This is a genomic window from Pseudoxanthomonas sp. PXM02 (genome assembly GCF_014851805.1).
GTDB lineage: Bacteria > Pseudomonadota > Gammaproteobacteria > Xanthomonadales > Xanthomonadaceae > Pseudoxanthomonas_A.
Genome location: NZ_JACVAK010000003.1, coordinates 632,480 through 659,120 on the forward strand (window position 1 = coordinate 632,480; position 26,641 = coordinate 659,120).

The 26,641-nt window shown below is 66.8% G+C and carries 19 protein-coding genes; 12 read left to right on the top strand and 7 right to left on the bottom strand.

The features are described 5' to 3' along the window. The first annotated feature begins 182 nt into the window (after positions 1 to 182). Positions 183 to 3,917, top strand: coding sequence for a M48 family metallopeptidase (locus tag IB225_RS16970; protein WP_192312944.1), 3,735 nt, complete (start codon positions 183 to 185; stop codon positions 3,915 to 3,917). Between the two features lie 52 nt (positions 3,918 to 3,969). On the opposite strand, the gene IB225_RS16975 is transcribed toward IB225_RS16970, so the two are convergent. Beyond that, positions 3,970 to 4,404 (bottom strand): VOC family protein, encoded by a 435-nt coding sequence (locus IB225_RS16975; RefSeq protein WP_345776638.1) that lies wholly within the window; start codon positions 4,402 to 4,404, stop codon positions 3,970 to 3,972. Continuing rightward, complete coding sequence (locus IB225_RS16980) at positions 4,401 to 5,123, bottom strand: iron-containing redox enzyme family protein (RefSeq protein ID WP_192312757.1); 723 nt, start codon at positions 5,121 to 5,123, stop codon at positions 4,401 to 4,403. The genes IB225_RS16975 and IB225_RS16980 overlap by 4 nt, the downstream gene beginning before the upstream one ends. Positions 5,124 to 5,334: 211 nt before the next feature. Between IB225_RS16980 and IB225_RS16985 the strand changes: the two genes are divergently transcribed. Further along, on the top strand, positions 5,335 to 6,168 hold the full coding sequence (locus tag IB225_RS16985; RefSeq protein WP_192312759.1) for a hypothetical protein: 834 nt from the start codon (positions 5,335 to 5,337) through the stop codon (positions 6,166 to 6,168). A gap of 42 nt (positions 6,169 to 6,210) precedes the next feature. On the opposite strand, the gene IB225_RS16990 is transcribed toward IB225_RS16985, so the two are convergent. Beyond that, positions 6,211 to 9,918, bottom strand: coding sequence for an indolepyruvate ferredoxin oxidoreductase family protein (locus IB225_RS16990; protein ID WP_192312761.1), 3,708 nt, complete (start codon positions 9,916 to 9,918; stop codon positions 6,211 to 6,213). A gap of 155 nt (positions 9,919 to 10,073) precedes the next feature. Here IB225_RS16990 and IB225_RS16995 point away from each other — a divergent pair, with 155 nt between their 5' ends. The 8 genes from IB225_RS16995 to IB225_RS17030 all read left to right on the top strand — a co-directional run bounded on the left by IB225_RS16995 (position 10,074) and on the right by IB225_RS17030 (position 16,543). After that, positions 10,074 to 10,706, top strand: a complete 633-nt coding sequence (locus tag IB225_RS16995) for a tetratricopeptide repeat protein (RefSeq protein WP_345776639.1) — start codon at positions 10,074 to 10,076, stop codon at positions 10,704 to 10,706. A gap of 16 nt (positions 10,707 to 10,722) precedes the next feature. Further along, positions 10,723 to 12,489: a gamma-glutamyltransferase gene (gene ggt, locus IB225_RS17000; RefSeq protein WP_225583931.1), complete on the top strand. Its 1,767-nt coding sequence runs from the start codon at positions 10,723 to 10,725 to the stop codon at positions 12,487 to 12,489. 105 nt (positions 12,490 to 12,594) lie between these two features. Then, positions 12,595 to 13,422, top strand: a complete 828-nt coding sequence (locus IB225_RS17005) for a hypothetical protein (protein WP_192312763.1) — start codon at positions 12,595 to 12,597, stop codon at positions 13,420 to 13,422. A 194-nt stretch (positions 13,423 to 13,616) separates the two neighbouring features. After that, positions 13,617 to 14,279: a type II CAAX endopeptidase family protein gene (locus IB225_RS17010; RefSeq protein WP_192312765.1), complete on the top strand. Its 663-nt coding sequence runs from the start codon at positions 13,617 to 13,619 to the stop codon at positions 14,277 to 14,279. A gap of 77 nt (positions 14,280 to 14,356) precedes the next feature. Continuing rightward, complete coding sequence (locus IB225_RS17015) at positions 14,357 to 14,749, top strand: hypothetical protein (protein WP_192312767.1); 393 nt, start codon at positions 14,357 to 14,359, stop codon at positions 14,747 to 14,749. Positions 14,750 to 14,808: 59 nt separating this feature from the next. Beyond that, on the top strand, positions 14,809 to 15,039 hold the full coding sequence (locus IB225_RS17020) for a DUF1653 domain-containing protein (protein WP_192312769.1): 231 nt from the start codon (positions 14,809 to 14,811) through the stop codon (positions 15,037 to 15,039). 502 nt (positions 15,040 to 15,541) lie between these two features. Then, positions 15,542 to 16,087: a DUF1697 domain-containing protein gene (locus IB225_RS17025; RefSeq protein ID WP_192312771.1), complete on the top strand. Its 546-nt coding sequence runs from the start codon at positions 15,542 to 15,544 to the stop codon at positions 16,085 to 16,087. A 33-nt stretch (positions 16,088 to 16,120) separates the two neighbouring features. Further along, positions 16,121 to 16,543: a hypothetical protein gene (locus tag IB225_RS17030; RefSeq protein WP_192312774.1), complete on the top strand. Its 423-nt coding sequence runs from the start codon at positions 16,121 to 16,123 to the stop codon at positions 16,541 to 16,543. A gap of 329 nt (positions 16,544 to 16,872) precedes the next feature. Here IB225_RS17030 and IB225_RS17035 read toward each other — a convergent pair whose 3' ends face one another. The 4 genes from IB225_RS17035 to zwf all read right to left on the bottom strand — a co-directional run bounded on the left by IB225_RS17035 (position 16,873) and on the right by zwf (position 21,865). Further along, positions 16,873 to 18,597, bottom strand: a complete 1,725-nt coding sequence (locus IB225_RS17035; RefSeq protein ID WP_192312779.1) for an ExeM/NucH family extracellular endonuclease — start codon at positions 18,595 to 18,597, stop codon at positions 16,873 to 16,875. Between the two features lie 334 nt (positions 18,598 to 18,931). Further along, positions 18,932 to 19,450: a c-type cytochrome gene (locus IB225_RS17040; RefSeq protein WP_192312782.1), complete on the bottom strand. Its 519-nt coding sequence runs from the start codon at positions 19,448 to 19,450 to the stop codon at positions 18,932 to 18,934. A gap of 134 nt (positions 19,451 to 19,584) precedes the next feature. Then, a complete protein-coding gene (gene pgl, locus IB225_RS17045; RefSeq protein WP_192312785.1) occupies positions 19,585 to 20,298 on the bottom strand; it encodes a 6-phosphogluconolactonase in 714 nt (237 codons plus the stop codon). An 88-nt stretch (positions 20,299 to 20,386) separates the two neighbouring features. Next, on the bottom strand, positions 20,387 to 21,865 hold the full coding sequence (gene zwf / locus IB225_RS17050) for a glucose-6-phosphate dehydrogenase (RefSeq protein ID WP_192312788.1): 1,479 nt from the start codon (positions 21,863 to 21,865) through the stop codon (positions 20,387 to 20,389). A gap of 122 nt (positions 21,866 to 21,987) precedes the next feature. On the opposite strand from zwf, the gene IB225_RS17055 reads away from it, so the two are divergent. Together IB225_RS17055 and IB225_RS17060 are read left to right on the top strand one after the other, a co-directional pair. Beyond that, complete coding sequence (locus IB225_RS17055; protein WP_162338810.1) at positions 21,988 to 22,737, top strand: GntR family transcriptional regulator; 750 nt, start codon at positions 21,988 to 21,990, stop codon at positions 22,735 to 22,737. Positions 22,738 to 23,145: 408 nt separating this feature from the next. Beyond that, the coding region (locus IB225_RS17060; protein ID WP_192312791.1) for a DUF11 domain-containing protein at positions 23,146 to 26,641 on the top strand (3,496 nt) is incomplete at its 3' end.

The window sequence follows — 26,641 nt, forward strand, 5'->3', positions numbered from 1 at the left end:
GTCGTCGGGGGACGATGGGCGAATTGCACCGCCCACGGATGGCCGGCGCCTTGGCCTGGACGTGGGGCGTGTCCACACCAAGGGGGAAATCGATGGACTCTCTGTATCCCGCCGGGCCGGCGTCGGTGCCTGCAGGCCTGACCGCGCCCACTGGCAACTACCGCCGCAACGCGTGGCTGGCCATGCTCGGCCTGTCCGGCTTCATGCTGGCCTATCTGGGGTTGATGACGTGGTTCGGCTGGACGGCCTACCGGCTCGTCGCCAAGCTGCTGGCGGGCTCGGGGGCCGGCGACAGCGCGTTCATCACCTTGCTTGTTGCCGGCTGCACCGCGTTCCTGGCGGTGTTCATGGCCAAGGCGCTGATCTTCCGGCGCAAGACCGAGGTTTCTTCCGCCGACATCGAGATCACCGCCGCGCAGCATCCTGAGCTGTTTGCCTTCCTGCACCGGCTGGCCGACGAGGCGCGCGCGCCGCGCCCCTATCGCGTGTTCCTGTCGCCCCGCGTCAACGCCAGCGTGTTCTACGACCTGACGCTGTTGAACCTGCTGCTGCCGTCGCGCAAGAACCTGGAAATCGGCCTGGCGCTGGTCAACGTGCTGAGCCTGGGCGAACTGAAGGCCGTGCTGGCGCATGAGTTCGGCCATTTCGCCCAACGTTCGATGGCGGTGGGCCGCTGGGTCTACGTGGCGCAGCAGATCGCCGCGCATATCGTCGCCAAGCGCGACGCGCTGGATACCGTGCTGGCGACGCTGTCGCGGCTGGACCTGCGCATCGCGTGGATCGGCTGGGCGCTGTCGCTGGTGGTGTGGTCGATCCGCTCGCTGGTGGAGATCGTGTTCCGCTGGGTGCTGATCGCGCAACGCGCGCTGTCGCGCGAAATGGAGTTCCAGGCCGACCTGGTGGCGGCATCGCTGACCGGCAGCGATGCGCTGGTGCATGCACTGCACAAGCTCGGCGCCGCCGACGAGGCGTGGGAGCGTGCGTTGCAGTTCGCCTCGCGCGAGGCGGCGCGCGGTCACGCGGTCAAGGACGTATTCGCGATCCAGTCCCGCATCATCGAACGCCTGCGCGACGTGCTGGACGATCCGGCCTACGGCGCGGCACCGGCCGCCGGCCATGGCGACGCCAGCGGGCACCGGGTATTCGCCGCCGAGCTGGCCCCGCCGCCGCAGATGTGGTCCACGCATCCGTCCAACAACGCGCGCGAGCACAACGTCAAGAAAGTCTACGTGGCGTGCGGCATCGATACGCGCCCCGCGATCGAGCTGCTGCGCGATGCCCAGGGGTTGAAGGAGACACTCTCGTCCCGCCTGCTGCCGCAGGTCCCGGAGACCTTCGCTGAGCCCTCGGTGTCGCTGGGCCACCTGGACGAAGAGTACGAAGCCATCGCGATGTCGCGCCGTTACCGCGGTGCCTACCTCGGGCGTTCGTTCGTGCGCCGGTGCCAGAAAGCCCACGAGTTGTACGAGGCAGTGCCGGCCGATGCCGATCTGCTGGCGCGGATCGATGCGCTCTACTCGCCGCAGGTGGGCAACGAGATCGAGCAGCTGCGCGAGCTCGAGCAGCAACGTGCGATGCTGGATGCGATCCGCATCGGTGCCATGGAAACCGAAGGTGGCATGGTCAACTGGCGCGGCTCGCAGGTGCCGCGCAAGAACGTGCCGCGCATCCTGGCCGAGCTGGACGCGGAGATATCGCCGCTGCGCACGGCCGTGGAAGCGCACGACCGGCAATGCCGCAGCCTGCATTGCGCTGCCGCCGAACGGCTGGGTGGCCGCTGGGCCGAAGCGCTTCGCGGGCAACTCGACGTGCTGCACTACGCCGAGCATGCCAGGGCCGACCTGGACGATGCCCACGCGGTGTTCGTCAACACGTTCCATGTCGTCACCGCCGACAACCGCGTCTCCGAGACCGAACTGCGACGGCTGGTGGCCGCCTGCAACCAGGTCCATTCCGCGCTCGACACCATCTATGCGAAAGCCCCGCAGGTGATGCTGGACGACGCCATGGCTACCGGCCTGGGCGTGACGGAGTGGAGCGCGGCCCTGCACCAGCCGTTCGAGCTGCCGCGCGCTTCGGAACAGAACATCAACCAGTGGATGAAGGTGGTCCAGGGCTGGGTGGACGCTACCCAGGGAGCCCTGGGCGGGCTGCGCCACGTCGCGCTGGAGGCGTTGCTGACCACCGAGGACCGGGTAGCCGACCAGTTGCGCACGACGGTGGCACTGCCGCCGCCGGTCACGGTGGCCGCGGCGCCGCGCGAATATCCGCTGTTGGTACCCGGCAAGGGCCGCACGCTGCAGCACAGGCTGGGGTGGTGGGATCGCTTCCAGACGGCGACCGGCGTCGTGCCCGCCGCCACGCGGCTGGTGGTGGCAGGCGGTATCGTCGGGTCGGTCTTCCTGCTTGGCGGCGCGGTCGGCCACTCCACGCTCACCGTGTACAACGGACTGGCGCGCGACATGCGCGTCGAAGTGGCCGGCCAGACCGTGGACGTGCCGGCGTTCTCGCACAAGGAGCTGACGCTGCCCGAGCAATCGCGCTACAGCGTGCAGACCCACACCGGCGACAGTGGCGAACTGGTCGAACGTTTCGACGAGCAGGCGCCGGCGGGCAGCGAGCACCTGGTCTACAGCATCGCCGGCGCCGCACCCCTGGTGGAATGGACGGCGAGTTACGGTTCGGCCGGCGAACGTCCCGAACGCCGGCTCGGTGCCGTGCGCTGGACATCGACCAAGGTGGACCATCTCTTCAGTGATCCGCCGGAACAGATCAGCAGTCGCAGCGGGTCGGGATGGCGGACGGTGCTCAGCGGTTTCGGCGACGCCGCGCCGGGCGACATCCTGGGCCTGCTGCCGGAAGGGCCGGAGCAGGCGAAGGTGGTGGATGCGCACGCGCGCTGGGATGCGGTGACTTCACCGCACACACGCGAGTGGTGGGGCCGGGCGAGCGAACGGGGAGAGCTGCAGGATCTGATCGAGCTGCGCCTGAAGCATGAGCCGCGGGCGGTAGGCCTGCTTCGCATGGAGCAGGACCTCACCGAAGGCGAGGCCCATGCGGCGGTCTGCACACGCCATCGCGCCTTGGCGCAGGCACAAGCCGGCGAGCCGTCGCTGCAGTACATCGCCGCGCGCTGCACCGAGGACGAACGGGCGCGTGACCAGGCTTTCCTGGATGGCCATGCGCGCTGGCCCAAGGATGCCTGGTTCGCGATGGCAGCCGGTTACGTGCATGCCGAACGCCAGCAATGGCAGCCGGCGATGGAACTGCTGCAGCAGGGCAGCCGCTTGCCGGAGATCGGCGACTACGTAGGCCTGGATGTGGCGCGCGTGCAGCGCGTGGTCGGTGACGGTGCCGTGCCGGCCAAGTCGGTGGCGGCATCCAGCCGCCTGCGCCAGATGATGGCGCTGGAGTCGGGTGAGCAGACCGGCGACTCGCCGATGCACGCGTATCACCTGATGGCCGCCGGCCAGTTGGACCAGGCCACGACGCGGGCCGTGGCGGCGGAGGCCGACACCGGTCCGCGCATCCTGCGCCTGCTGGGAGCGTCGGACGGCGCCGATGCCGCGACGGTGAAGCTCGCCCTGTCGTTGCCGGCAGGGTCCGGCATCGATCCCGACACGGTATGGCCGTCGCTGGCGCTCGCCCTGCGCGAACACCAGCCGGCCGCTGCGTTGCGCCAGGCCGCGCTGGATTCCGATCCGGACGATGCACCGGACATCCTGAGATTCATCGATGCGGTGCAAGGGGGAGCGAGCATCGCCCAGGCGGAGAGCACCCTGGGCGCGGTGGCGCCGCGCTCGCGCGGGTTGGCGTACAGCGCCGCCGTGGTGTTGAAGGGACGCCAGTGCCCCGAAGCCTGGCGACAGGCGGCCAAGCGCCTGCTGTTCGCGCCGGAACGCCCCTACTTCGGTTGACCCCGCCGTTCCTCCCTCCGTGTAGGTGCGCCGGCACGGAGGTGGAACGGATTCACGGAATGAACGTCTGTTCGGGATCGTCGAAGGACTTGAACTCCAGCGCGTTGCCCGACGGGTCGAACAGGAACATGGTGACGTGCTGGCCAGGCTTGCCCTTGAGCCGCAGATGCGGTTCCTCGTGGAAGGGAATGCCGGCGGACTTCAGCCGCATCGCCAGCGCTTCCCACGCGGCGCGGTCCAGGTTCATGCCGAAGTGCGGGACGGGCACCGCCTCGCCATCGAAGCGTCCGGCGTGCAGCGGGCGGCCATCGCCGCCGATGTGCGCCACCAGGTGGTGGCCGAAGAAATCGAAGTCCTGGTACGAGGTGTCGCTGCGGCCCATCGTGCAGCCCATCACGCCGCCGTAGAAGCCGCGGGCCTCGTCCAGGTCGCGTACCGGGAACGCGAGGTGGAACTGCGCGATTGACGCTTCCGCCACCGCGTTCACGAGGCGACCTCCAGCGGCGGGGCGTAGGTATCCAGGATGTTCTGCCAGAACAGGTTCCAGGCGCTGATGCTGCGCTCGTAACCACGGGCCAGTTCGGGCAGCACGCCCGGATCGTGCCGCAGGTACTCGTCGATGGCGGCGCGCGTCAGCTCGCCATGGATGATGTCTTCCTCGCCGGTATGGATGGTCCAGAACTCCCAGTCGATCGTGTCGGCGTTCGCCTGCAGGTAGGGGTGCGTGCGCATGTGGTCGAACATCACCGACAGATAGGTCTGGCACAGGCACTCGCCGCCCATGCCGCGCAGGCCGACGCCGTACGCGACGGGATGCCGAGTCATGTCGCGCGTCAGCCCCTGCAGGATGCGCTCGTTGGCCGGCAGCACACGCGACAGCTGCGCCGGCTCGACGCCGATGCTGGTGAGGAAGCGGTCGTAGACCGTCGGATGCGCGCGCGCCGGGTCGCCTTCGCCCAGTTCCTCCGTGAGGATCTGTCCCAGCAGGCTGCGCAGGCCACCGAACGGCAGGCGCGCGACCAGCAGGGCGAGGTCGCTGATGTAATCGATGGTGAAGAACCGGTACTGGATGCAGAAGCCGCGCAGTGCCTCCACGTCGAGCGTCGGGAGGATCTTCATGCGCTCGACGGCCAGTGCTTCGGTCTGTTCCTTGGCGGCGTCGGCGAAACGCCAGAATTGCTCCCGGTTCATGGGCTGCGCATGCATCGATGGACTCCTGCAGATGGGACGCGGCGCATCACCCGCGCTCACACGCACGAGCGCGCCGTTCGCCTCGATGATGGTGATCGCCGGCGTGACAAGAACGTGCAGAGTCCGATGAACAGGGAGCCGTGCGGATACACCGGATTTAGCGAGCACGCAGCAAGGTGAAGAGAAGCGGAAAGCCCGCGGCGATCGGCTTGCTAGCATCGAGCGCATGACAACGCCGCATCACCACGTTCGCCTGCATGAGCGTGCATCGCCCGCCTCCGACAACGACGGGGTGCGGCTGCTGTGGACGAGCGGGTGGGACTCGACGTTCCAGGTGCTGCGTCTGTTGCTGAAGCACCGGCTCGCGGTGACGCCGTATTACCTCGAAGACCCCACGCGTCCCTCCACGGCGACCGAACTGCAGACGCTGCAACGCATCACCGGGGCCCTGCATGAGCAGCACCCACACACGCGCGAGCTGTTGCGGCCCTTGCGGCGGTTCCGCGTGGCCGAGCTGGGCCAGGACGCGGACATCAGCGATGCACTGCGCCGTGTGCGCCGCCGGATGTACATCGGCAGCCAGTACGCGTGGTTGCCGATCTTCTGCAAACGGCATGGGCTGAAAGGTATCGAGCTGAGCGTGCATGTGGACGACAAGGTGCAGGCACTGCTGTCGTCGAAGGTCGAAGCGTTCGAACAGGCCGGCACCTACCGCAGTTTCCGCATGGATACACGCCATGCTGGTACGCCGGAGTACACGCTGTTCCGCTACTTCAGCTTCCCGCTGTTTCCCATCGACAAGCGCGCGATGGAAGACGAAGCCCGTCGCGAAGGCTGGGAAGCCCTGATGGACATGACCTGGTTCTGCCACCGCCCGGTGCGGGGGCGACCGTGCGGTGCGTGCGCGCCCTGCGTCTACACGATCGAGGAGGGCCTCGCGTGGCGCGTGCCGCGTTCGCGCCGCGCGCTGTCCTTCGTGTACCGCACGCTGGCGTTGCCGTTGAAGCCACCGCTGCGCAGCGCACTGGCCACGCTGCGCCTGCGCGGCGCGCGGTCCTAGGTCGCAAGAAAAAACCCCGCCGGAGCGGGGTCTTCTGTCTGCTTACGCCGCCTGCACGATGTGCAGCGACTTGGGATTGCGCCACAGGCCGAGCAGTTCGGCCTCACGCGCCTTCGCGGTATGCAGGTGCTTTTCCTTGACGTGGCCGTAGCCGCGGATGTGTTCGGGGATGCTGGCGATTTCCACCGCCAGACCCAGGCGGTCGGCGTCCAGCGCGCCCAGCAACTCGTCCACCGTCTTGCCGTAATCGGCGATCAGCTGGCGCTCGCCCTTGCGCTCGTCGGTGTAACCGAACACGTCGAACGTGCCGCCGCGCAGGAAGCGCAGCTTCGCCAGCAGGCCGAACGCCTTGAACATCCACGGGCCGTATTCCTTCTTCATCAGGCGGCCGTGCGCATCCTTCTTGGCGAACAGCGGCGGCGCCAGGTGGAAGTGCACCTCGTAGTCGCCGTCGAACTGCTGCTGCAGACGGCGCTGGAAGTCGCCACTGGTGTACAGGCGGGCGACCTCGTACTCGTCCTTGTACGCCATCAGCTTGAAGCAGTAGCGGGCCACCGCTTCGGTCAGTGCGGTCGAGCCGGGCGCCTTGATGTTCTCGGCCGAGCGCACCTTCGCCACCAGGTCGGTGTAGCGGCGCGCGTAGGCGGCGTCCTGGTACTCGGTGAGGAAGGTCGAACGGCGGGCGATCAGTTCGTCCAGCGAGCGCGACAGGCGCAGGTCGTCCAGCGGCAGGAAGGCGACATCGCCGCCGCCGCTGGCGCCTTCCGGCAGTCCGCGCAGCTCGCTTTCGTTGCCCGGGTTGCGCGGTGCGCTGTTGGCGCCCCATTCGCTGCTTTCCCACTCGCCCGGCGGCAGGATCTGCAGCGCGCCCGGCGTGCGCTCGCTTTCGGTCTGCGTATTGCGGATCAGGCCGGCCGCTTCCTGCACCGCCTGCGGATTGACCACCGCCAGCCGGCCCCAGGCGAACGCGGTCTTGTTCATCTCGATGGCGGCGCCATTGAGTTCGACCGCACGCATGATCGCGTCGAACGAGATCGGCACCAGGCCCTGCTGCCAGGCGTAGCCCAGCATGAAAAGGTTGCTGCCGATGGCGTCGCCAATCAGCGCGGTCGCGATCTGCGTGGCATCGACCAGCATCGGGTCGCGACCGCCGAGGGCGACCTTCACGCCGGCGATGATGTCGGTGGCGGGGAACTGCATGTCCGGGTGCGTGGTGAACGTGCCCGGCATCGCCTCGTAGGTGTTCAGCACCACCTGCGAGCGCTCGCCGCGCACCTTCGACAGCACCCAGTAGTCGTTGACCACCACCATGTCGCAACCCAGCACCAGGTCGGCTTCGCCGGCGGCGATGCGCACGGCGTGGATGTCTTCCGGCGTGCGCGCGATGCGGATGTGCGTGGTCACCGCACCGCCCTTCTGCGCCAGGCCGGTCTGGTCGAGCACGCTGGCGCCCTTGCCCTCCAGGTGGCCGGCCATGCCGAGCAGCGCGCCGATGGTCACCACGCCGGTGCCGCCGACGCCGGTGATCAGGATGTTCCAGGGCTGGTCGAGGCCGGACTTGAACGCCGGTGCCGGCAAGGCGGCCAGCAGGTCCGCGGCGTTCGCCTTCTTGCCCTTGCGCGGCGTACCGCCGTGCACGGTGACGAAGCTGGGGCAGAAGCCGTCGACGCAGCGGAAGTCCTTGTTGCAGTTCGACTGGTCGATCTCGCGCTTGCGGCCGAACTCGGTTTCCTTCGGCAGCACCGACACGCAGAAGCTCTTCACGCCGCAGTCGCCGCAGCCTTCGCAGACCAGCGTGTTGACCATCGTGCGCTTGGCCGGATCCGGCAGCTTGCCGCGCTTGCGGCGGCGGCGCTTCTCGGTGGCGCAGACCTGGTCGTAGATCAGGATGGAGACGCCCTTTACGTCGCGCAGGCGGCGCTGCACGTCGTCCAGCTCCTTGCGGTCAAAGAACTCGACGCCGGACGGGAAGATCTCGCGCTTGCTCCACTTGCCCACTTCGTCGCTGACGACAACGATCGTGTCCACGCCCTCGGCGCGCATCATGTGCGCGATCTGCGGCACCGACAGCGTGCCGTCCACCGGCTGGCCGCCGGTCATCGCCACCGCGTCGTTGTAGAGGATCTTGTAGGTGATGTTCACGCCGGTGGCGACCGACTGGCGTACCGCCAGCGAACCGGAGTGGAAGAACGTGCCGTCACCGAGGTTCTGGAACACGTGCTGCGTTTCGGTGAACGGCGCCTGCCCCGACCACGTCACGCCTTCGCCACCCATGTGGGTGAAGGTGTCGGTGTCGCGGTCCATCCACGTGACCATGTAGTGGCAGCCGATACCGCCGAGCGCGCGCGAACCTTCCGGTACCACCGTCGAGGTGTTGTGCGGGCAGCCGCTGCAGTAGTGGGGCACGCGCGGGAAGTTGGCGCGCGGCAGCGCCATCTCCGCTTCCTTCTCCTCCATCCAGCGCAGGCGCTGTTCGATGGACTCCGTGGTGAAGAAGCGCTGGATGCGGCGGCCGATCACGCCGGCGATCGTCGCCGGGGTCAGCTCACCGGTGGACGGCAGGATCCACTCGCCGGCTTCGTCGTACTTGCCGACGATCGACGGCCGCGTGCCCGCGCTGGCCGGCCAGTTGTAGAAGTACTCCTTCATCTGCCGCTCGATGAAGGCACGCTTCTCCTCCACCACGACGATGTCTTCCAGCCCCTTGGCGAACTCGGTGATGCCCACCGGCTCCAGCGGCCAGGTCATGCCGACCTTGTAGACGCGGATGCCGATGTCGGCGCAGGCCTGTTCGTCCAGGCCCAGGTATTCCAGCGCCTGCAGCACGTCCAGGTAGCTCTTGCCGGTGGTGACGATGCCCAAGCGCGCGCGCGGCGAGTCCAGCACGATCCGGTCCACCTTGTTCGCACGGGCGAACGCCTGCGCCGCGGCGACCGCGTACTTGTGCAGGCGCATTTCCTGGTCGAGCGGCGGGTTGGGCCAGCGGATGTTCAAGCCACCGGCCGGCATCGCGAAGTCTTCCGGCAGGATGATCTCGCGCGCGAACGGATCCACCTGTACCGACGCCGACGACTCCACCGTCTCGGCGATCGTCTTGAAGCCGATCCAGCGGCCGGTGTAGCGGCTCATCGCCCAGCCCACCAGGCCCAGGTCGAGGATGTCCTGCACGCCGGCGGGGTTCAGCACCGGCATCATCGCGCTGACGAACTCGTCTTCCGAGCCGTGCGGCAGCGTCGAGCTGCGGCAGTTGTGGTCGTCCGCGGCCAGTGCCAGCACGCCGCCGAACTTCGAAGTACCCGCGGCGTTGCCGTGCTTGAACACGTCGCCGCAGCGGTCCACGCCGGGGCCCTTGCCGTACCACATCGAGTACACGCCATCGACGGTGGCACCGGGGAACAGGTTGGTCTGCTGCGTGCCCCACACCATCGTCGCGCCGAGGTCCTCGTTGAGGCCGGGGGTGAACTTCACGCCTGCGGTTTCCAGGTGCTTGCGTGCGCGCCACAGCTCCAGGTCGAAGCCGCCCAGCGGCGAGCCGCGGTAGCCGCTGATGAAGCCGGCAGTGTTGAGCCCCGCGGCTTGGTCGCGCAGCCGCTGCATCAGCGGCAACCGCACCAGTGCCTGCACACCGCTCAGGTAGATGCGCCCGTCGGTGCGTGTGTACTTGTGTTCCAGCGTGTAGTCGCTGTCGATCACCCCGATCTGCGGCGTATTGGCGGACGAGGGCGAGGTGAGTTCGGCGGTGCTGGTCATGGCGGGCCCAAAGCGGCTGGCGTGGCCCGAAAACCCCTCGGGCGTTAAGGCGCGCATTGTAACAGCGGCTTTTTCTGTGACGCCCATCACTCCATCGTTGTGCGTTGCAGCGGTTAGGATGCGCCGGGGGGCTGTTGTAGTCCGGGGGAAACGTAGTGAAAGCAGGCAAGTCCACACTGCTGGCCATCGTGCTGGCATCGGCGGCTTTTTCCGTGCAGGCACAGACAGTGCCGAAGCCGAAGGAATTCTATTTCGACGAAGACCGCGCTGCGGTCCCGGTCGTGGCGATCTCGGGCGTCGAGGGGGACGCGCTGGTCGACCAGTTGATGAAGGCGCGCGAGCGCGGCCGCAAAACCCTGGAGGCCACCGCGCAACTCGCGCATGTCGCCTACGCGGGTGGACGCGCCGACTTGGGCGACCAGCTCTACCAGCAGGCGCTGTCCACGGCGCAGAACGGCAGCAGCACCTGGCGCTCGATCCGCTGGAACTATGGCTGGGACCTGTATCGCCAGGGTGAGCACCAGGCCGCGCTGGACCAGTGGTCATCGCTGGTCGGTGCCGTGGGTGGCGCTTCCTGGGCGCCCCCCACGCTGGCGTTGGCGCTATGGAAGCTGGACCGCAAGGAAGAGGCCGTGCAGTGGTACGGAGCCGCCGTGCGCACTGAGCCGATGCTGTGGACCGACGCGCGCAACTACGCCACCCTGTTGCCGGCGTGGCGAGAAGAAGACCGCGACACGCTGGCCGAGATCCTCGGCGCTTGGCAAGCCAATCCGCCGGCCTGGCCGTAACGCGTAAGATCGGCGGATGAAGGCGCGCACCGCGCGCCATCCTCCGTCCACGATGCGCACCCTTGCTTCGCTGTGCCTGGCGACGGCGTTGACCGCCGCCGCCGGTATTCCCGCTTCCGCCGCCGACCGCATCACCGGTCGCGCCTTCGCCACCCGCTCCGATGTCATCGCGCCGCACGCGATGGCGGCCACCTCGCATCCGTTGGCGACGCAGATCGCGCTGGACGTGATGAAGCAGGGCGGCACCGCGATGGACGCCGCCATCGCCGCCAACGCGGCGCTCGGCCTGATGGAACCCACCGGCAACGGCATCGGCGGCGACCTGTTCGCCATCGTCTGGGACCCGAAGACGAAGAAGCTGCACGGCTACAACGGTTCCGGCCGTTCGCCGAAGTCGCTGACGCTCGACCACTTCAAACAGCAGGGCATCACCGACATTCCCGCGCACGGGCCGCTGCCGGTCAGCGTGCCCGGCGCCGTCGACGGCTGGTTCGCGCTGCACGAGCGCTTCGGCAAGCTGCCGATGCGCGAGGTGCTGGCGCCGACCATCCGTTACGCGCGCGAGGGCCACCCGGTCCACCAGACGATCGCGTACTACTGGCAGCGCTCGGTGCCGCGTCTGTCGAAGTTCCCCGGCTTCACCGAGCAATTCACGATCGATGGCCGCGCGCCGCGCACCGGCGAGATGTGGAAGAACCCCTATCTGGCCGACACGCTGCAGAAGATCGCCGACGGTGGTCGCGACGCGTTCTACACCGGCGACATCGCGCGCACCATCGACGCCTACTTCAAGGCGAATGGCGGCTTCCTGTCGTACGAAGACATGGCCGCGCACCACGGCGAATGGGTCACGCCGGTCAGCACCAACTACCGTGGCTACGACGTGTGGGAACTGCCGCCGAACGGGCAGGGCATCGCCGCGCTGCAGATGCTCAACGTGCTGGAAGGCTACGACTTCAGCCGGATTCCGTTCGGCAGTCCCGAGCACGTGCACTTGCTGGTCGAAGCCAAGAAGCTGGCCTTTGCCGACCGCGCGCGCTGGTACGCCGATCCTGCGTTCCAGCCGCTGCCGGTCGCGCGCATGATCTCAAAGCCCTACGCGCGCGAACGCGCGAAGCTGATCTCGCCCGACAAGGTGCTGCGCGAAGTGCAGCCGGGCACGCCGAAGGAACTGGAAGAGGGCGACACCATCTACATGACCGTCGCCGACAAGGACGGCATGATGGTCTCGCTGATCCAGTCCAACTATCGCGGCATGGGCAGCGGCATGACGCCGACCGGCCTGGGCTTCATCCTGCAGGACCGCGGCGAGATGTTCGTGCTGAAGGACTGCGACGGCGCCACGCCGCATCCCAACTGCTACGCGCCGGGCAAACGCCCGTTCCAGACCATCATCCCGGCCTTCATCACGAAGGATGGCAAGCCGTGGGTCAGCTTTGGCGTGATGGGCGGTGCGATGCAGCCGCAGGGCCACGTGCAGATCGTGATGAACCTGGTGGATTTCGGCATGACGTTGCAGGAGGCCGGCGACGCGCCGCGCGTGCAGCACGACGGCTCCACCGAGCCGGTCGGCAGCGCCACCGTCATGAGCGACGGCGGCGTGGTGCAGCTGGAATCGGGCTTCCCCTACGAAACCGTGCGCGCGTTGATGGACAAGGGCCACCACGTCGAATGGGCACTAGGCCCGTATGGCGGCTACCAGGCCATCCAGCGCGATCCGGAAAGCGGCGTGTACTACGGTGCCAGCGAGAGCCGCAAGGATGGGCAGGCGGCGGGGTATTGAGGGAGGCGCGCGCAGGCTGTCATAGGTTGGGGTGAACGGAGTGAACCCCAACATCGCAGCGGTGCAGGGTCAGCGTGTCCCAGGGAGAAAGATAAGAGGTCGCTGATGGAAAAGAAGGTTCAACGAATCGATGATTTTCGCTGCCATGATGAGCTCTTGGTTCAAGTTCTTCCGGGAAGAGAGGCTGAGGCAGCCGAGATGGCCCTCGCGCTCAATCAAGAAGGAAGGTGTGATGGCGTATTCGTCAGTGGTAAAGAGGTCGTTGAATGGAGCTTCCTTGAGAAAGTCAGAACACTCGACAGATTCCTGTTCTCCAACGTTGACAAGTCATTCAAGAGCGTCGATACGGGGATCCTGAAGAATGCACTCATGCTGGGGGTCGCTGACATCAAGGTCGACCTTGACCTTCGATCATTCAACAGAATCGAGCACCTTATCTACCACTGGAATAGCTTTCCGGCCGGGTTGCATGCCCTTCATTCCCTAAGGAAGGTCCGGTTCTTTGGTGTTACAGGAAGCGATGAGGGAGAAGGTATAGAACTTCCTTCAGGGGTTAGGATTTGCGATTTTGTCCGGTACGCGCGAAGCGTGGTTGATCTTGGTCACCAAGTGGCGACTCTTGATGCGCTAATGATTAGTCGAGCTAGAGATGTTTCATCGATACCGAGGATCGAGTCTGTAAAGAAGCTTGATATCTCATTCGTGGGTAGAGACCATTTTGACTATGACTCCATCCCGGAAGATGTGGAAGAGCTGATGATAGATTCGTGTGCGGAAATCAGTAGTTGGCGATTCCTTGAAGGTAAGAATGGACTGCGTCGTCTTTTCATTGATAGAACCAAGCTCCCAGCTCCCGACGCTCGTGCAATGCAGACTATCTGCGCAATTCCAGACGTACACATTCCTTCATTGCGCATGACCAGAAGCTGCTAGCACGTAGGATGGGTTGAGCGGAGCGATACCCATCGTCGTGATGTAACGAGCTCGCGCAATGTGTAGACCAAGTCCGCCGTTGAAAACAGTTTGCAGCTTGGCGAACGTCGTGTGCAGAGCCTCGCACTGAGGGGCGCATAAACCGTACTACGACGCCGGTAACACTCGACTCACCAGGGAAGGAACTCGATCACATGGAGCAGACACGGACACCGGCATCCGACCTGTCGTTGATGGATGCCTTCATCGTCTCCACGATCTGCTTCGGCCTGTTCATCGCGACCTCCACCCAGGCCATGCTGGCGGGTTACCCCGATGCCGAGTTCTCCGATGCCAGCAACATCTACGGCATCCTGACCGAACTGGTCCTCGCCGTCTGCGCACTGCTTTACCTGCGGGCCCGTCGTTTCGATCTGCGCCCGCTGTATCCGCGCCCGGACTGGATCGGCGCGTTGCAGGGCGCGGCCATCTACGTCGTTGCGGTGGCGCTGGCGTTGCTGGCTACCGGGCCCCTCGTTGCGGACGACGGCTCGGCGCCCATGGTGGCGTTCTCGTTCGAGGGCGTCTCCCTCACCTCGACCGTCGCCTTCGCGATCGTCAACGGGACATTCGAAGAGGTCTTCCTGCTGGGCGTGCTGGTGCGCGGACTCAAGGGCCACGGCGTGCTGTTCGCGGCGGGGCTCTCGCTGCTCGTGCGCTTGCTGTACCACACGTACCAGGGACCGGTGGGCGCCGTGTCGGTGCTCGCGTTCGGGCTGGTGCTGACCGCGTTCTATGTGCGCACCGGACGCCTGTGGCCGGTGGTCTTCGCGCACATCCTGGGCGACATCGTGCCGGTGGTGTTGAGTCAGGGCTGAGCACGTAGGATGGGTAGACCGGCTTCGCCGTTGAAAGCCGCCTACGGCTCCACCCATCCTACGAACAGCGGCGTCCCATGCCCCTCATCACTCCCTTGCTGAAGACGATCACCGAGCAGGAGCTCGCCTTCATCGCCGGGCTGGACTACGGCGAGGGCTCCGACCGCCATCGGGATGCGCTGCGCGAGCTGATCTTCGAGCAGGACGGCGATCTGACGCGCGATCAGTCCTGGTATCCGCACGAGGTGATCGCGCTGGGTGCGCATCAGCTGCAGCCCGGGCACGAGCGGGAGTTCTTCTTCTGCACGATGTTGCTGTTGCAGGCCGTCCAGAGCGGCTACGACGACACGTTCGATCCGTTGGACAAGTTCCAGGATCGGGCGGACGACTATCAGCGGATGCCGGTCGGACTGCGCGACGAGATCCTGGGAGCCTATCTCCGGCTGGAGTCCCGGCAATCTTCCGGTTGATGGACAATGACCGCGACGGTGGTCCACGCCCCGCCTTACGCACTGAAGAGATCATAACCATGGCCACACTGCCCGCCCTTCCCGAACTCGCCACCGGCCTCTATCGCCACTACAAGGGCAACGATTACGAAGTCGTCGCGGTGGCGCGGCACAGCGAAACGCTGGAGCCGGTGGTGGTGTACCGCGCGCTGTACGGCGAAGGCGGCCTGTGGGTGCGGCCGTTCGCGATGTTCTGCGAGGACGTGGTGGTGGACGGGCACACCGTGCGCCGCTTTGCGCCGGTGGAATGAGCTCGTGAACTGCTCGCAGCTCTATGTCGGCGTGGACAAGCAGCTCGATGAGGCCCGAACGGAGGCCTTTTCGGTCACTCTCGTGCCATCGGGGTCACCCGAAGCAAAGACTGTTCGCTCTACGCTGGGGTCCAAGTATGTCTACTACCTCGCGCCACACACGGGATGTGGTTGTGGTTGGGACCTTCTGGACATCGGAACCCCAGAGGATGAACTAAGCAGAGCCTCGCGCGAAGCGCTAGGCAGGTTCGTGAGTGCTCTCGAACGAACCCGGCGTGGAAGCAAGATCTACAGCGTGTGCATTGAATCGCTGGGGACATCGCCGCGAGCCGAAGTCGACATTTCTGCGGTGGATTTCATGAGGAATCTATCGAACCACAGAGTGTCGTTCGCATCCAAAGGCGCCAGGGTGTATGTGCTGGGTGCTTGATGCCGCCTGCGCGCCGTATGCCATTGTCCCATCCGCTGTCCGACCCGTTCCCATCCCATGCCAGGTGACGATGTGCCCATCTTCGTAGCCCTTCTCCGCGGCATCAACGTCGGCAAGGCCAAGCGCATTGCGATGGCCGACCTGCGCGCGTTGCTGGAAAGCCTCGGCTACACCGATGTCGCCACGCTGCTCAACAGCGGCAATGTCGTCTTCAAGGCCGGCAAGGGAACGCCGAAGAAGCTCGCTGCCGACATCTCGGCCGCCATCGCGGCGCAACTGGGCATCGAGGTGCCCGTCATCGTGGTGTCGGCGAAGGACTTCGCGCTGATCGCGAAAGAAAATCCCTTCGCGAAGACGGCCCCGGATCCTTCGCGCCTGCTGATCGCCTTCGTGCCGGACGCCACCGCGCTGTCCGCTGTCTCCAGCATTGCGCCGCTGGTGACACCGCCCGAACAGTTCCATGTCGGCGCGCACGCCGCGTACCTGCACTGCGCCAGTGGCATTCTTGAGAGCAAGGCAGGGGAAGCGCTGGTGGGCAAGGCAGGCAAGGCGGCCACCACCCGCAACTGGGGCACCGTGCAGAAGCTGCAGGCGCTGGTGGACAAGATCGATGCCTGACGTCCGTCCCTTTCCCTGCCGACACCTTCGCCCATGACGATCGCGCGCTTCCGCCTGTTCCTGACCGCTTCCGTGATCCTCTCCCTCGCGACGATCGCGACGGTCTTCCTGCCCGACGGTTACTCGCAGGCGCTGGCCGATGCCTATGCCAGCGAGCCGCCGCCGTGGTTGTTCGAACACGAAGGGCTGATGGTCGGGGTGGGGGGCGTGGCGCTGGCGCTCATGATCGCGGGGTACGTGGGCCTCTTTCTGTTGATGCGCTGGGGCCGCGCCCTGTCGCTGGCCCTCACCGTGCTCGCCTTCCCCCTGTATCTGCTGACGGGTCCCACGCTGTCGTCGCCGCTGGAATCGATGCTGACCGATGCATCGAACCTGCTCTGGGGCGCCTGCCTGGCGCTGGCGTATTTTTCACCGGTCGCGGCGCGCTTCGAGGCGGGACCGGCACCCCGACAGTAAGGCCGTCGAGGTTCTTTTCTTCCCTGGCGAAGCTTTTTTCTTCGACGCCGAAGAAAGAAGCTTCGTGAGCGAGGCATTTTTGTTCGTCATGGAACAGAAAAGCCTCGTCATCTCACCTCAATGCTTCGTCATCGAACAAAAAAGCATCGAGGTCCGCACCTCCGTGGTGCGGCATCTCACCTTGAAGCTTCGTCGACTCACTTCAATGCCTCGTCATGGCACTTAAGTGCTTCGACGTCGAAGAAAAAAGCTTCACCAGCGGACTTCCGAGCCTTGATGCGGCCCTGCAGGACGGGTGAGGGAACACCGCACCCGTCGTCGGCGCTGCGTTACAGGTCGAAGCCCAGCAGCAGCGGGTCGTGGTCGGAGCTGCGGAAGGGCACGCTGGCGTCGCCATCGGCGTAACCCTGCGCGTCCTGTTCGTCGGCGTTGATGTGCCATTCGGCGGCGCCGCGCAGCTGCTTCGCCAGTGACGGGCTGAGCAGGGCGTGGTCGAGGCGGCCGGTCAGGCCGTTGTAGACGTAGCTGTAGGGCTGTTCGACGCCGGCCTGCGTGAACGCGTCGATCCAGCCGGCGTCGTCGCGCAGCCAGCGCACCGGGTCTTCCATCGCGTAGGCGTTGAAGTCGCCCAGCATCACCACGCGGTCGCCGCGCGTGCGGGTGGGGTCGGTCTTCAGCCAGGCGTCCAGGCGTTTGGACGAATCCAGCCGCAGCGCGTTCCAGCAGCCGGCGCCGTCCTTCTGGTCGGTGTCGAGTCCGGTCGCTTCGGAGCAGCCCTTCGATTTCAGGTGGTTGGCGACCACGACGAACGGCTGGCCATTGCCGCGCACGAACGCCTGCGCCAGCGGGCTGCGGCTGCGTTCGCCGAACGGGCCTTCCTCCAGCGTGGCGGGCTTGCCGGTCGGCTTCACCTTGTCGCTGCGGTAGATGAGGCCGACGCGGATGGTGTCCGGGCCGGGGCCTTGCTTCGCGTCGACGAAGCGCCACGTGCCGCCACCGGCGTTCAATGCGGCGACCAGCTGCGCCAGGCTGGAGTCGGCGCCGTAGCCGTCGTTCTCCAGTTCCATCAGCGCGGCGATGTCGGGGTTCAGGCCGCGGATCGCGGCGGTGAGCTTGGCCACCTGGGCTTTCAGCTGTTCCGGCGTCTTCGCACCGCGCTCGGTGGGGAAGCCGCCGCCCTTGCCGTCGCCGTTGAACAGGTTTTCCAGATTGAACGCGGCGACGCGCACGTTGCCGGCGACCTGCGGCGCGGCCGGGCGCTGCGGCGCGGCGATGGTCGGCGCTGCGGTGAGCTGCAGGCGCCAGCCGCCGAGGCGCTGTTCGACGATGCCCTGCACGCCGGTCAGCACGGTGCCGGTGCGCAGCGGCTGGCCGCCCTTCACGTACCAGACGGTGGCGGGATCGCGCTGGCTGCTGCCGTCGTCCAGCAGCAGGGTGCGGCGTGCGTTGTTGGCAGCCAGTTGTTTGGCTTCCGCGCTGCCGGGCGTGGCGCGTTCGCTGGGCTGCCACAGGCGGCCGTCGAAGCTGGCGATCAGTTCGCCGAAGCGCTCCAGCGTGTGGGTGCCGCTGAGTGTGAGCGGGGCGTCGATGCGTACCAGCATGCCCTCGTAGCGTTCCCAGTCGCTGGGCTGCGAGGCCAGCACGGCGGGTGCAACGTCGCCTTTGCCGCGCGGCTGGATCACCGGCGCATGCAGCGCGGTCAGCGTGCCGTCGCCGCCGGCCTTGCGCTCGCCGACGATGCCGCGCACGCGGACGCGGTCGCCTGCGGTGACCGAAGGCGGCGGCGCGCCTTCTTCCAGAGCGACGAAGAGGGCATCGGAGGTCTTCGGATTGCCGTCGCCGCTGTCCTGCACGAAGAAGCCGCCGAGGCCTTCGAGGAAGGCACCGGTGACGACACCTTCGATGGTGACGGTCTGGCCGTCGAGCGCGCTGCGTTCGCCTTCGCCCTGCACGTGGCCGATGGGAATGACGCGCTCCTTCGGCGCCGCCGCGCAGGCGGGCAGGGCGAGGGAGGCGAGCAGGGCGAGGGTGAGCAGCGAGTGGGGGGACGTCATCGTGAGGCGACCGTTGAAGCGAGGCGGCAAGGGTAAACGGATTGGGTGACGGGAGATGTGGCGGCCACGTGCTTCCCCTCGCCCCGCCTGCGGGGAGAGGGTGCCCGGAGGGCGGGTGAGGGGCGACGGCGCCATGGAACGAGCGTTGTCGCGACAGGTCGAGTGTGGAGAGGTGGCCTTGGATCGTTGGATGCGGACTTCGTTCGCCCCCTCATCCGGCCTTCGGCCACCTTCTCCCCCGTGGCGGGGGAGAAGGGATATCTCTGGCAGCGCTGCTGGGCGACACAAACGAAAACGCCGCCCGGAGGCGGCGTTTTCTGGAAGGCGGTGCGCCTTACTTGCTGTTGGCCAGCATCCAGTCGACGGTGGCGTGGATCTGCTCGTCGGTGATGGCCGGGTTGCCGCCCTTCGGGGGCATGATGCCGCCGTCCGGACCGGTGAAGCCTTCGATGGCGTGCTTGTACAGCGTGTCCACGCCCTTGCTGGCGCGTGCGCCCATGCCGGCGGCGGTCAGCATCGGGGCCTTGCCCACGCCGTTGGTGTGGCAGGCGCCGCAGAGGTTCTTGTAGATCTCGCCGCCATCCAGCGTGCCGCCGTAGGCGACCTGGGACGCAGCGGCGGCAGCGGCGGCGGCCGCTGCAGCGGCCTGCGCGGCGGCACCGGTTTCACCGGCATAGACCGAACCGGCCGGCGCGATGCGCGCCTCGGTGATCTGCACGGCCTTCGGGTTCACTTCCGGCGGGATGCTGTCGTGCAGGAAGTACGCGCCGACGATCAGGCCCGCGGTGACCAGCATCAGGAAGCCGATCACCATCGAGAAATGCTTGAGGAATTCGAGGTCGTAGTTACGCACTTTCCACCTTTGGCAGCACGGCCGCTGGCCGCGCATGGCTACGAAAACGGGGGTCGGCGCGCACCGGGGTGCCGCGGACAAGACCACATTATAAGCAGGGCGGCCGGCTTTGCCTCAACACCGGCGGCCTCGGCTCAGGCGGTCAGGTAGACCTGCAGCGGCGCGCGCAGGGCCTGCAGCACCTGGTGCATCGGGTACTGCGCACCCGGACCATGGCCCGACAGGGCCTGCTGGAGCACCTGCCGCTTCTCGCCGCCTTCGATATGCAGGTACAGCTGGCCGGCATCGCGCAGGACGGGCAGGGTCAGGGTGATGCGGGGTTCGCCGGCACCGGGGGCGCGCATCGGCAGCACGGTCGCGGTCGTGACCGGGTCCATCGCGTCGGCCAGGCGGTCGCCGCCGGGGAAGAACGACGCGGTGTGCCCGTCGCCGCCCATGCCCAGCACTGCGACATCCAGGGTTGCCGGCAGCGCGGCGGCGACGTCGGCCAGGGCGTCGTCCGGCGTGGTGGTGGGGCGGTAGAGGGGAACGAAGCGGGCAGCGGCGGCTTCGTGCTGCAGCAGGTGTTCGCTGACCAGGCGTGCGTTGGAGCGGTCGTGGTCGTCGGGCACCCAGCGCTCGTCGACCAGGGTCACGGTGACGTTCGCCCAGTCCAGCGGCTGCTTAGACAGGGCCTGCAGGAAGCGGCGCGGCGTGGTGCCTCCGGACAGCGCCACGCTGGCGTGGCCGCGCAGGGTCAGCGCCGTGCGCAGGTCGTCGGCGACCGCCTGGGCCAGGGCGGAGGCGACGGCGTCGCCGTCGGGGAACGGGTGCAGCTGGATCTGCAGCGAGAGATCGGTGGGGGGCATTGCGGGTCTCGGGAGTGGGGGCTTCCCGGGGGAAGACAGGCCGGCGGTGCGCCGGAAAGAAGGCCCCGCGAACGCGGGGCCGGGTGCGTCAGACGGTGTCTTCGTGCCAGGTGCGGCCGTCGCGTTCGACCAGGGCCACCGCGGCACTGGGGCCCCACGAGCCGGCGGTGTAGGGCTTGGGCGCGTCGCGCTGGGTCTCCCACGCGGCGAGGATCGGGTCGATCCACGCCCACGCGGCTTCCACTTCGTCGCGGCGCATGAAGAGCGTCTGGTTGCCGCGCACCACATCCATCAGCAGGCGCTCGTAGGCTTCCGGCTGGTGCACGCCGAAGGCCTCGGCGAAGCTCATGTCCAGCGGCACGTGCTGCAGGCGCAGGCCACCCGGACCGGGGTCCTTGATCATCAGCCACAGCTTGACGCCTTCGTCCGGCTGCAGGCGCAGCACCAGCTTGTTGCCCATCACCGGGCCGGCGCTGTCCTCGAAGATGGAGTGCGGGATCTGCTTGAAGGCGATGACGATCTCGGACACGCGCTCCGAAAGGCGCTTGCCGGTGCGCAGGTAGAACGGCACGCCGGCCCAGCGCCAGTTGTCCACTTCGGCCTTCAGCGCCACGAAGGTCTCGGTACGCGAATCGGGCTTGCCGAGTTCTTCCAGGTAACCCGGCACGGCGGCACCGCTGCTGGCGCCGGCGCGGTACTGGCCGCGCACGGACAGGTGGCCCACGTCTTCGCCGCGCATCGGCTTGAGCGAGCGCAGCACCTTGAGCTTCTCGTCGCGCACGGCATCGGCCTGCAGCGCGGCCGGCGGTTCCATCGCCACCATGCACAGCAACTGCAGCAGGTGGTTCTGCACCATGTCGCGCAGCGCGCCGGAGGTGTCGTAATAGCCGGCGCGCTTCTCCAGGCCGACGGTTTCGGCCACGGTGATCTGCACGTGGTCGATGCGGCTGGCATTCCACAGCGGCTCGAACAGGATGTTGGCGAAGCGCAGGGCCAGCAGGTTCTGGACGGTCTCTTTGCCCAGGTAATGGTCGATGCGGAAGATCTGGTTTTCCGCGAACGCGCTGCCGACGGCGTCGTTGATGACCGCGGCGCTGGCCGAGTCGTGGCCGATCGGCTTCTCGATGACCACGCGGGCGTTGCCAGTGTTCAGGCCGTGCGCGCGCAGGCGGTCGCAGATGGCCACGAACAGGGTCGGGCTGGTGGACAGGTAGAAGACGCGGATGCGGTCGCCCGTGGACTGCAGGCGGCTGGCGAACTCGTCCCAGCCTTCGTCCTTGGTGGCATCCAGCGCCAGATAGCCGAGCTTCTGCAGGAAGGCGGGCAGCTTGGCCTTGAGGGTTTCATCGCTGGCGGCGATGCGGGCCAGCGCTTCGCCGACCTTGGTCTGGTATTCGGCATCGCCCTGCTTGTCGCGGGCGACGCCGATGATGCGGCTGTCCTCGGGGATCTGGCCGTCGGCGTAGCGACGCAGCAGGCCGGGCAGCAGCTTGCGCAGCGCCAGGTCGCCAGTGCCGCCGAAGATGACGAGATCGAAAGTGTCGACGGGCAGGGTCTTCGCGGTCACGGGCGTCTCGGTGCAGCTGAAGTGAGAGGCAACAATACCACCGCGGTACCACGGGATGCCAACAGGTCCGCTTTGTAAAAGGATTGTTGCGGTATTGGTACGTCACTGGTATCTTGATTCGCATGCAAACGAACCTGCTCGAGGAATACCAGCGGCTGCAGACCGGTGAGTCCACCCGGGCCGTGGCTTACCTGCGCCTGCGTCGCGCGCTGCAGAACCTGATGGATGCCGGCGTGTTGCGGCCCGGGCAGGCGCTGCCGAGCGAGCGCGACCTGGCCCAGTTGCTGGACCTGTCGCGGGTGACCATTCGCAAGGCGCTGGCCGGCCTGATCGAAAGTGGTCTGCTCGTGCAGCGGCAGGGTGCGGGCACGTTCGTAGCCGAGCGGATCCTGCGCCAGTTCTCGCGCCTGACCAGCTTCACCGACGACCTGCGCGAGCGCGGCTTGAATCCGCAGGTGAAGTTCCTGGAGCGCTCCGTCGGCGAAGTGACGCCGGAAGAATCGATGGCCCTGAACCTGTCGCCGGGCAGTGGCGTGGTGCGCATGTACCGGTTGCGGCATGTGGACGGATCGCCGATCGCCATCGAGCGCACGCTGGTGCCCTACGCCCTGCTGCCGGACCCCGACAGCGTGACGACCTCGCTGTACGAGGCGCTGGATGCCTATGGCCATCGGCCTCGCCGGGCCCTCCAGCGCCTGCGCGCCGTTGCTCTAGATGAGGAGGCAGCCCGCCATCTGGAACTGCCCGTCGGCGCCCCGGGCCTGCTGGTGGAGCGCCGCGCCTTCCTCGAAGACGGCCGGGTGGTCGAGTCCACTCGTTCGTACTACCGCGGCGACGCCTACGACTTCGTCGCCGAGCTTCAGAGCGACTGACTTCCGGCCGGCAAGACCGGCCTTTCCCGCCTATCTCTGACCCTGCCTGTCCTCGCCTGGATGGGCGGGGTAGCCGTCGTTTCCGCGCAAATCCCTCGCCGCTGATCCGTCAGGACGAACCTTTGGTCGGCCGCGGCGACATCCTGACGCCGCCTTGATGTGCTTCTGTGATGAAGTTCACGCGCTTACCTATTGACGTCAATGAGTTGACGTTAATTTAAAGTAAATGTGTAATAGACATCTCACTTCATTGTGAGAGATGTCCGCTCTACAGAGCGAAGCGCGATTTGTGACGTATGCCCATTCAGGCAGGCCAATCAGGCCGCCGAGGGGTAATGCGACTTCAAGACAGCCTTGGGGGAGGCAGTCCCGGCTGGCTTTTCTCCCGATCCAGCGTAAGGGACCACCGTGTACGTCTCCACTCACTTCCGTCGTTTGGCCCAGAAGAGCCGCTCCCTCCTTGTACTCGGAGCACTGGCTCTCCATGGCGCGTTCGCGACACCGGTGCTGGCGCAGACCCAGGTCACCAACACGGCAAATGTCACGCTGCCGACCGGGATCGTCGATTCCAATACGGCCAACAACACGTCCAGCGTGACGGTGGCGGTCCAGGCGCTGCCCCGCCTGACGCTGGTCAAGCAGGTGGTAAACGACAACGGCGGCACGGCCGTCGCGACGGCCTGGACGCTCACGGCGACAGGCCCCGCCACCACGATTTCAGGAGCGACGGGTACCGCCGCCGTCACGTCCGCGGCAGTGCAGGCAGGCTCGTATGCATTGACGGAGTCCGGCGGCCCCGCCGGATACGCGGCCAGCACGTGGAACTGCGTCAAGAACGGTGGTGCGGCCGTCGCCGCCAACACGATTAGCCTGGTGGGCGGCGATGTCGCCACCTGCACCATCACCAACAATGACCAGGCGGCGACGCTGACGCTGGTCAAGACGGTTATCAACGACAACGGCGGTACGGCCACCGTCAGCAACTTCCCGCTGACGGCAACCGGCCCGACCACGATCACCGGCGTGAGCGGCACGGCTGCAGTGACCAACGCTACGGTCAATGCGGGCGTCTACACGCTGTCGGAAGTGACGGCGGCGGGCTACGCCGCAGGCACCTGGAGCTGCACCGCAGGCACGCTGTCCGGCAACCAGCTCACGTTGGCCAATGGCCAGAGCGCGAGCTGCTCGATCACCAACAACGACCAGGCCGCGACGCTGACGCTGGTCAAGACCGTCATCAATGACAACGGCGGCACGGCGACCGTCAGCAACTTCCCGCTGACGGCGACGGGCCCGACCACGATCACCGGCGTGAGCGGCACCGCCGCAGTGACCAACGCGTCGGTCAATGCAGGCGTGTACACGCTGTCGGAAGTGACGGCCGCCGGCTACGCCGCAGGCACCTGGAGCTGCACCGCAGGCACACTGTCCGGCAACCAGCTGACGCTGGCCAACGGCCAGAGCGCGAGCTGCTCGATCACCAACAACGACCAGGCCTCCACGCTGACACTGGTCAAGACGGTGATCAACACCGGAGGCGGTACGGCCACGGTCAGCAACTTCCCGCTGACGGCAACCGGTCCGACCACGATCACCGGCGTGAGCGGCACCGCCGCAGTGACCAGTGCGTCGGTCAATGCGGGCGTGTACACGCTGTCGGAAGCGACGGTCGCAAACTACACAGCCGGTAGCTGGAGCTGTACGGCAGGCACGCTGTCGGGCAACCAGTTGACGCTCGTCAATGGCCAGTCGGCAACGTGTTCCATCACCAATACCTTCCAGCCGGCCCCGGCCCTGGTGCTGGACAAGACGGCCTCGCCGACGACGGTGACGGCCGCGGGCCAGGTGGTGACGTACTCGTTCCTGGTGAACAACACCGGCAACGTGGCGATCAACGCGTTGCAGATCAACGAAACCGCGTTCAGTGGTACGGGCGCCGCACCGGCGATCACCTGTCCGGTGAGCACGCTGGCGGCGGGCGCGAATACGACCTGCACGGGCACCTATGCGGTGACCCAGCAGGACATCGATGCCGGTTCGGTCACCAACACGGCCACGGCTTCGGGTACCAACCCGGCGGGTGGTACCACGACGTCACCGGCGGATAGCGCGACGGTCACCTCGACCGCTACGCCCAATGTCTCGATCGTCAAGACGGGCCCGGCGACGGTCGTCGCGAGTAGCAGCTTCCAGTACACGCTGACCCTCACCAACAACGGCAGCCGCTCCACCGGCACGAACCTGATCGTGCAGGACCAGTTGCCGGCAGGGATGCAGGCGACGGCCGCCTCGGGCGCGGCGTGCACCAACCTCAGCGCGCCGGGCGCTTTGCTGACCTGCACCGTGCCGGGCCCGATCGTGCCTGGTGGTACGGCGGTGGTCACGCTGACGGTGACGGCGCCGGCGGCCAGCGGTCTCGCCAACACCACCCGCACATTCACCAACTATGCGGCGACCAACCCGACAGGCACCGGTAACCCGGGGACGCCGCCGGGTTCGGGCTGCGTCAACAGTGCGACCACCAGCTGCGGCAGCGTAAACACGGTTGTGCTGTCTCCGTACCTGCAATTGAACAAGTCGGCCAGCGGAGCCACGTTCACCCTCGGTGTCCCGGCGAGCTACACCCTGGAAGTGGACAATTCCGGCGCGACGGCAACGGCCGTGGCGAGCACGATCACTGACGTGATGCCTGCTGGCCTGACGATCGGCAGTCTGCCGTCGGGTTGCACGGTGTCGGGCCAGACGGTGACCTGCACCATCCCCGCTGGACTGGCGGCGGGTGCGGTCGCGAGCTTCGTGATCCCGGTGACGCCTACCGGAGCGGCAGTACCCCAGGTAATCAATACCGCCACGGTATCCGGTGGTGGCGACCCGGGTTGCCCGGTGCAGGGGCGCTGCTCGGAGTCGGTGACGACGACGGTTGGGTTCACGTCTACGTTGACGCTGGACAAGACGGCCTCGCCAACGACGATGTCGGCAGTGGGTCAGGTGGTGACGTACTCGTTCCTGGTGAGCAACACCGGCAACGTGGAAGTTACTGCGCTGCAGATCAACGAGACCGCCTTCAGTGGTACGGGTGCCGCACCGGCGATCACTTGCCCGGTCAATACCCTCGCGGCTGGCGCGAACACGACGTGCACGGGCACTTACACGGTGACCCAGCAGGACATCGATGCCGGCTCGCTGACGAACACGGCGACGGCCTCGGGCAACAGCCCCACGGGCAGCACAACGACTTCGCCGCCGGACAGCGCGACGGTCACCTCGACCGCCGCGCCGGCTCTGACGGTGGCCAAGACGGTGACCTCGACGGGTCCGTACGCGCTGGGCTCGACGATCAGCTACAGCGTGGTGGCGACCAACAGCGGTACGGTGACGCTGAACAACGTGGTGGTGAGCGATCCGCTGCTGGCGGCGCCGAACAGCACGACGTGCGCGACGCTGGCGCCGGGTGCGAGCTGCACGCTGACGGGCAGCTATGCCGTGCAGCAGACGGACGTTGACGCGGGCCAGGTGGTGAACACGGCGACGGCGGACTCGAATGAGACCGATCCGGAGACCGGCACGACGACCACGCCGATCACGCAGAGCTCGGCTCTGACGGTGGCCAAGACGGTGACCTCGACGGGTCCGTACGCGCTGGGCTCGACGATCAGCTACAGCGTGGTGGCGACCAACAGCGGTACGGTGACGCTGAACAACGTGGTGGTGAGCGATCCGCTGCTGGCGGCGCCGAACAGCACGACGTGCGCGACGCTGGCGCCGGGTGCGAGCTGCACGCTGACGGGCAGCTATGCCGTGCAGCAGACGGACGTTGACGCGGGCCAGGTGGTGAACACGGCGACGGCGGACTCGAATGAGACCGATCCGGAGACCGGCACGACGACCACGCCGATCACGCAGA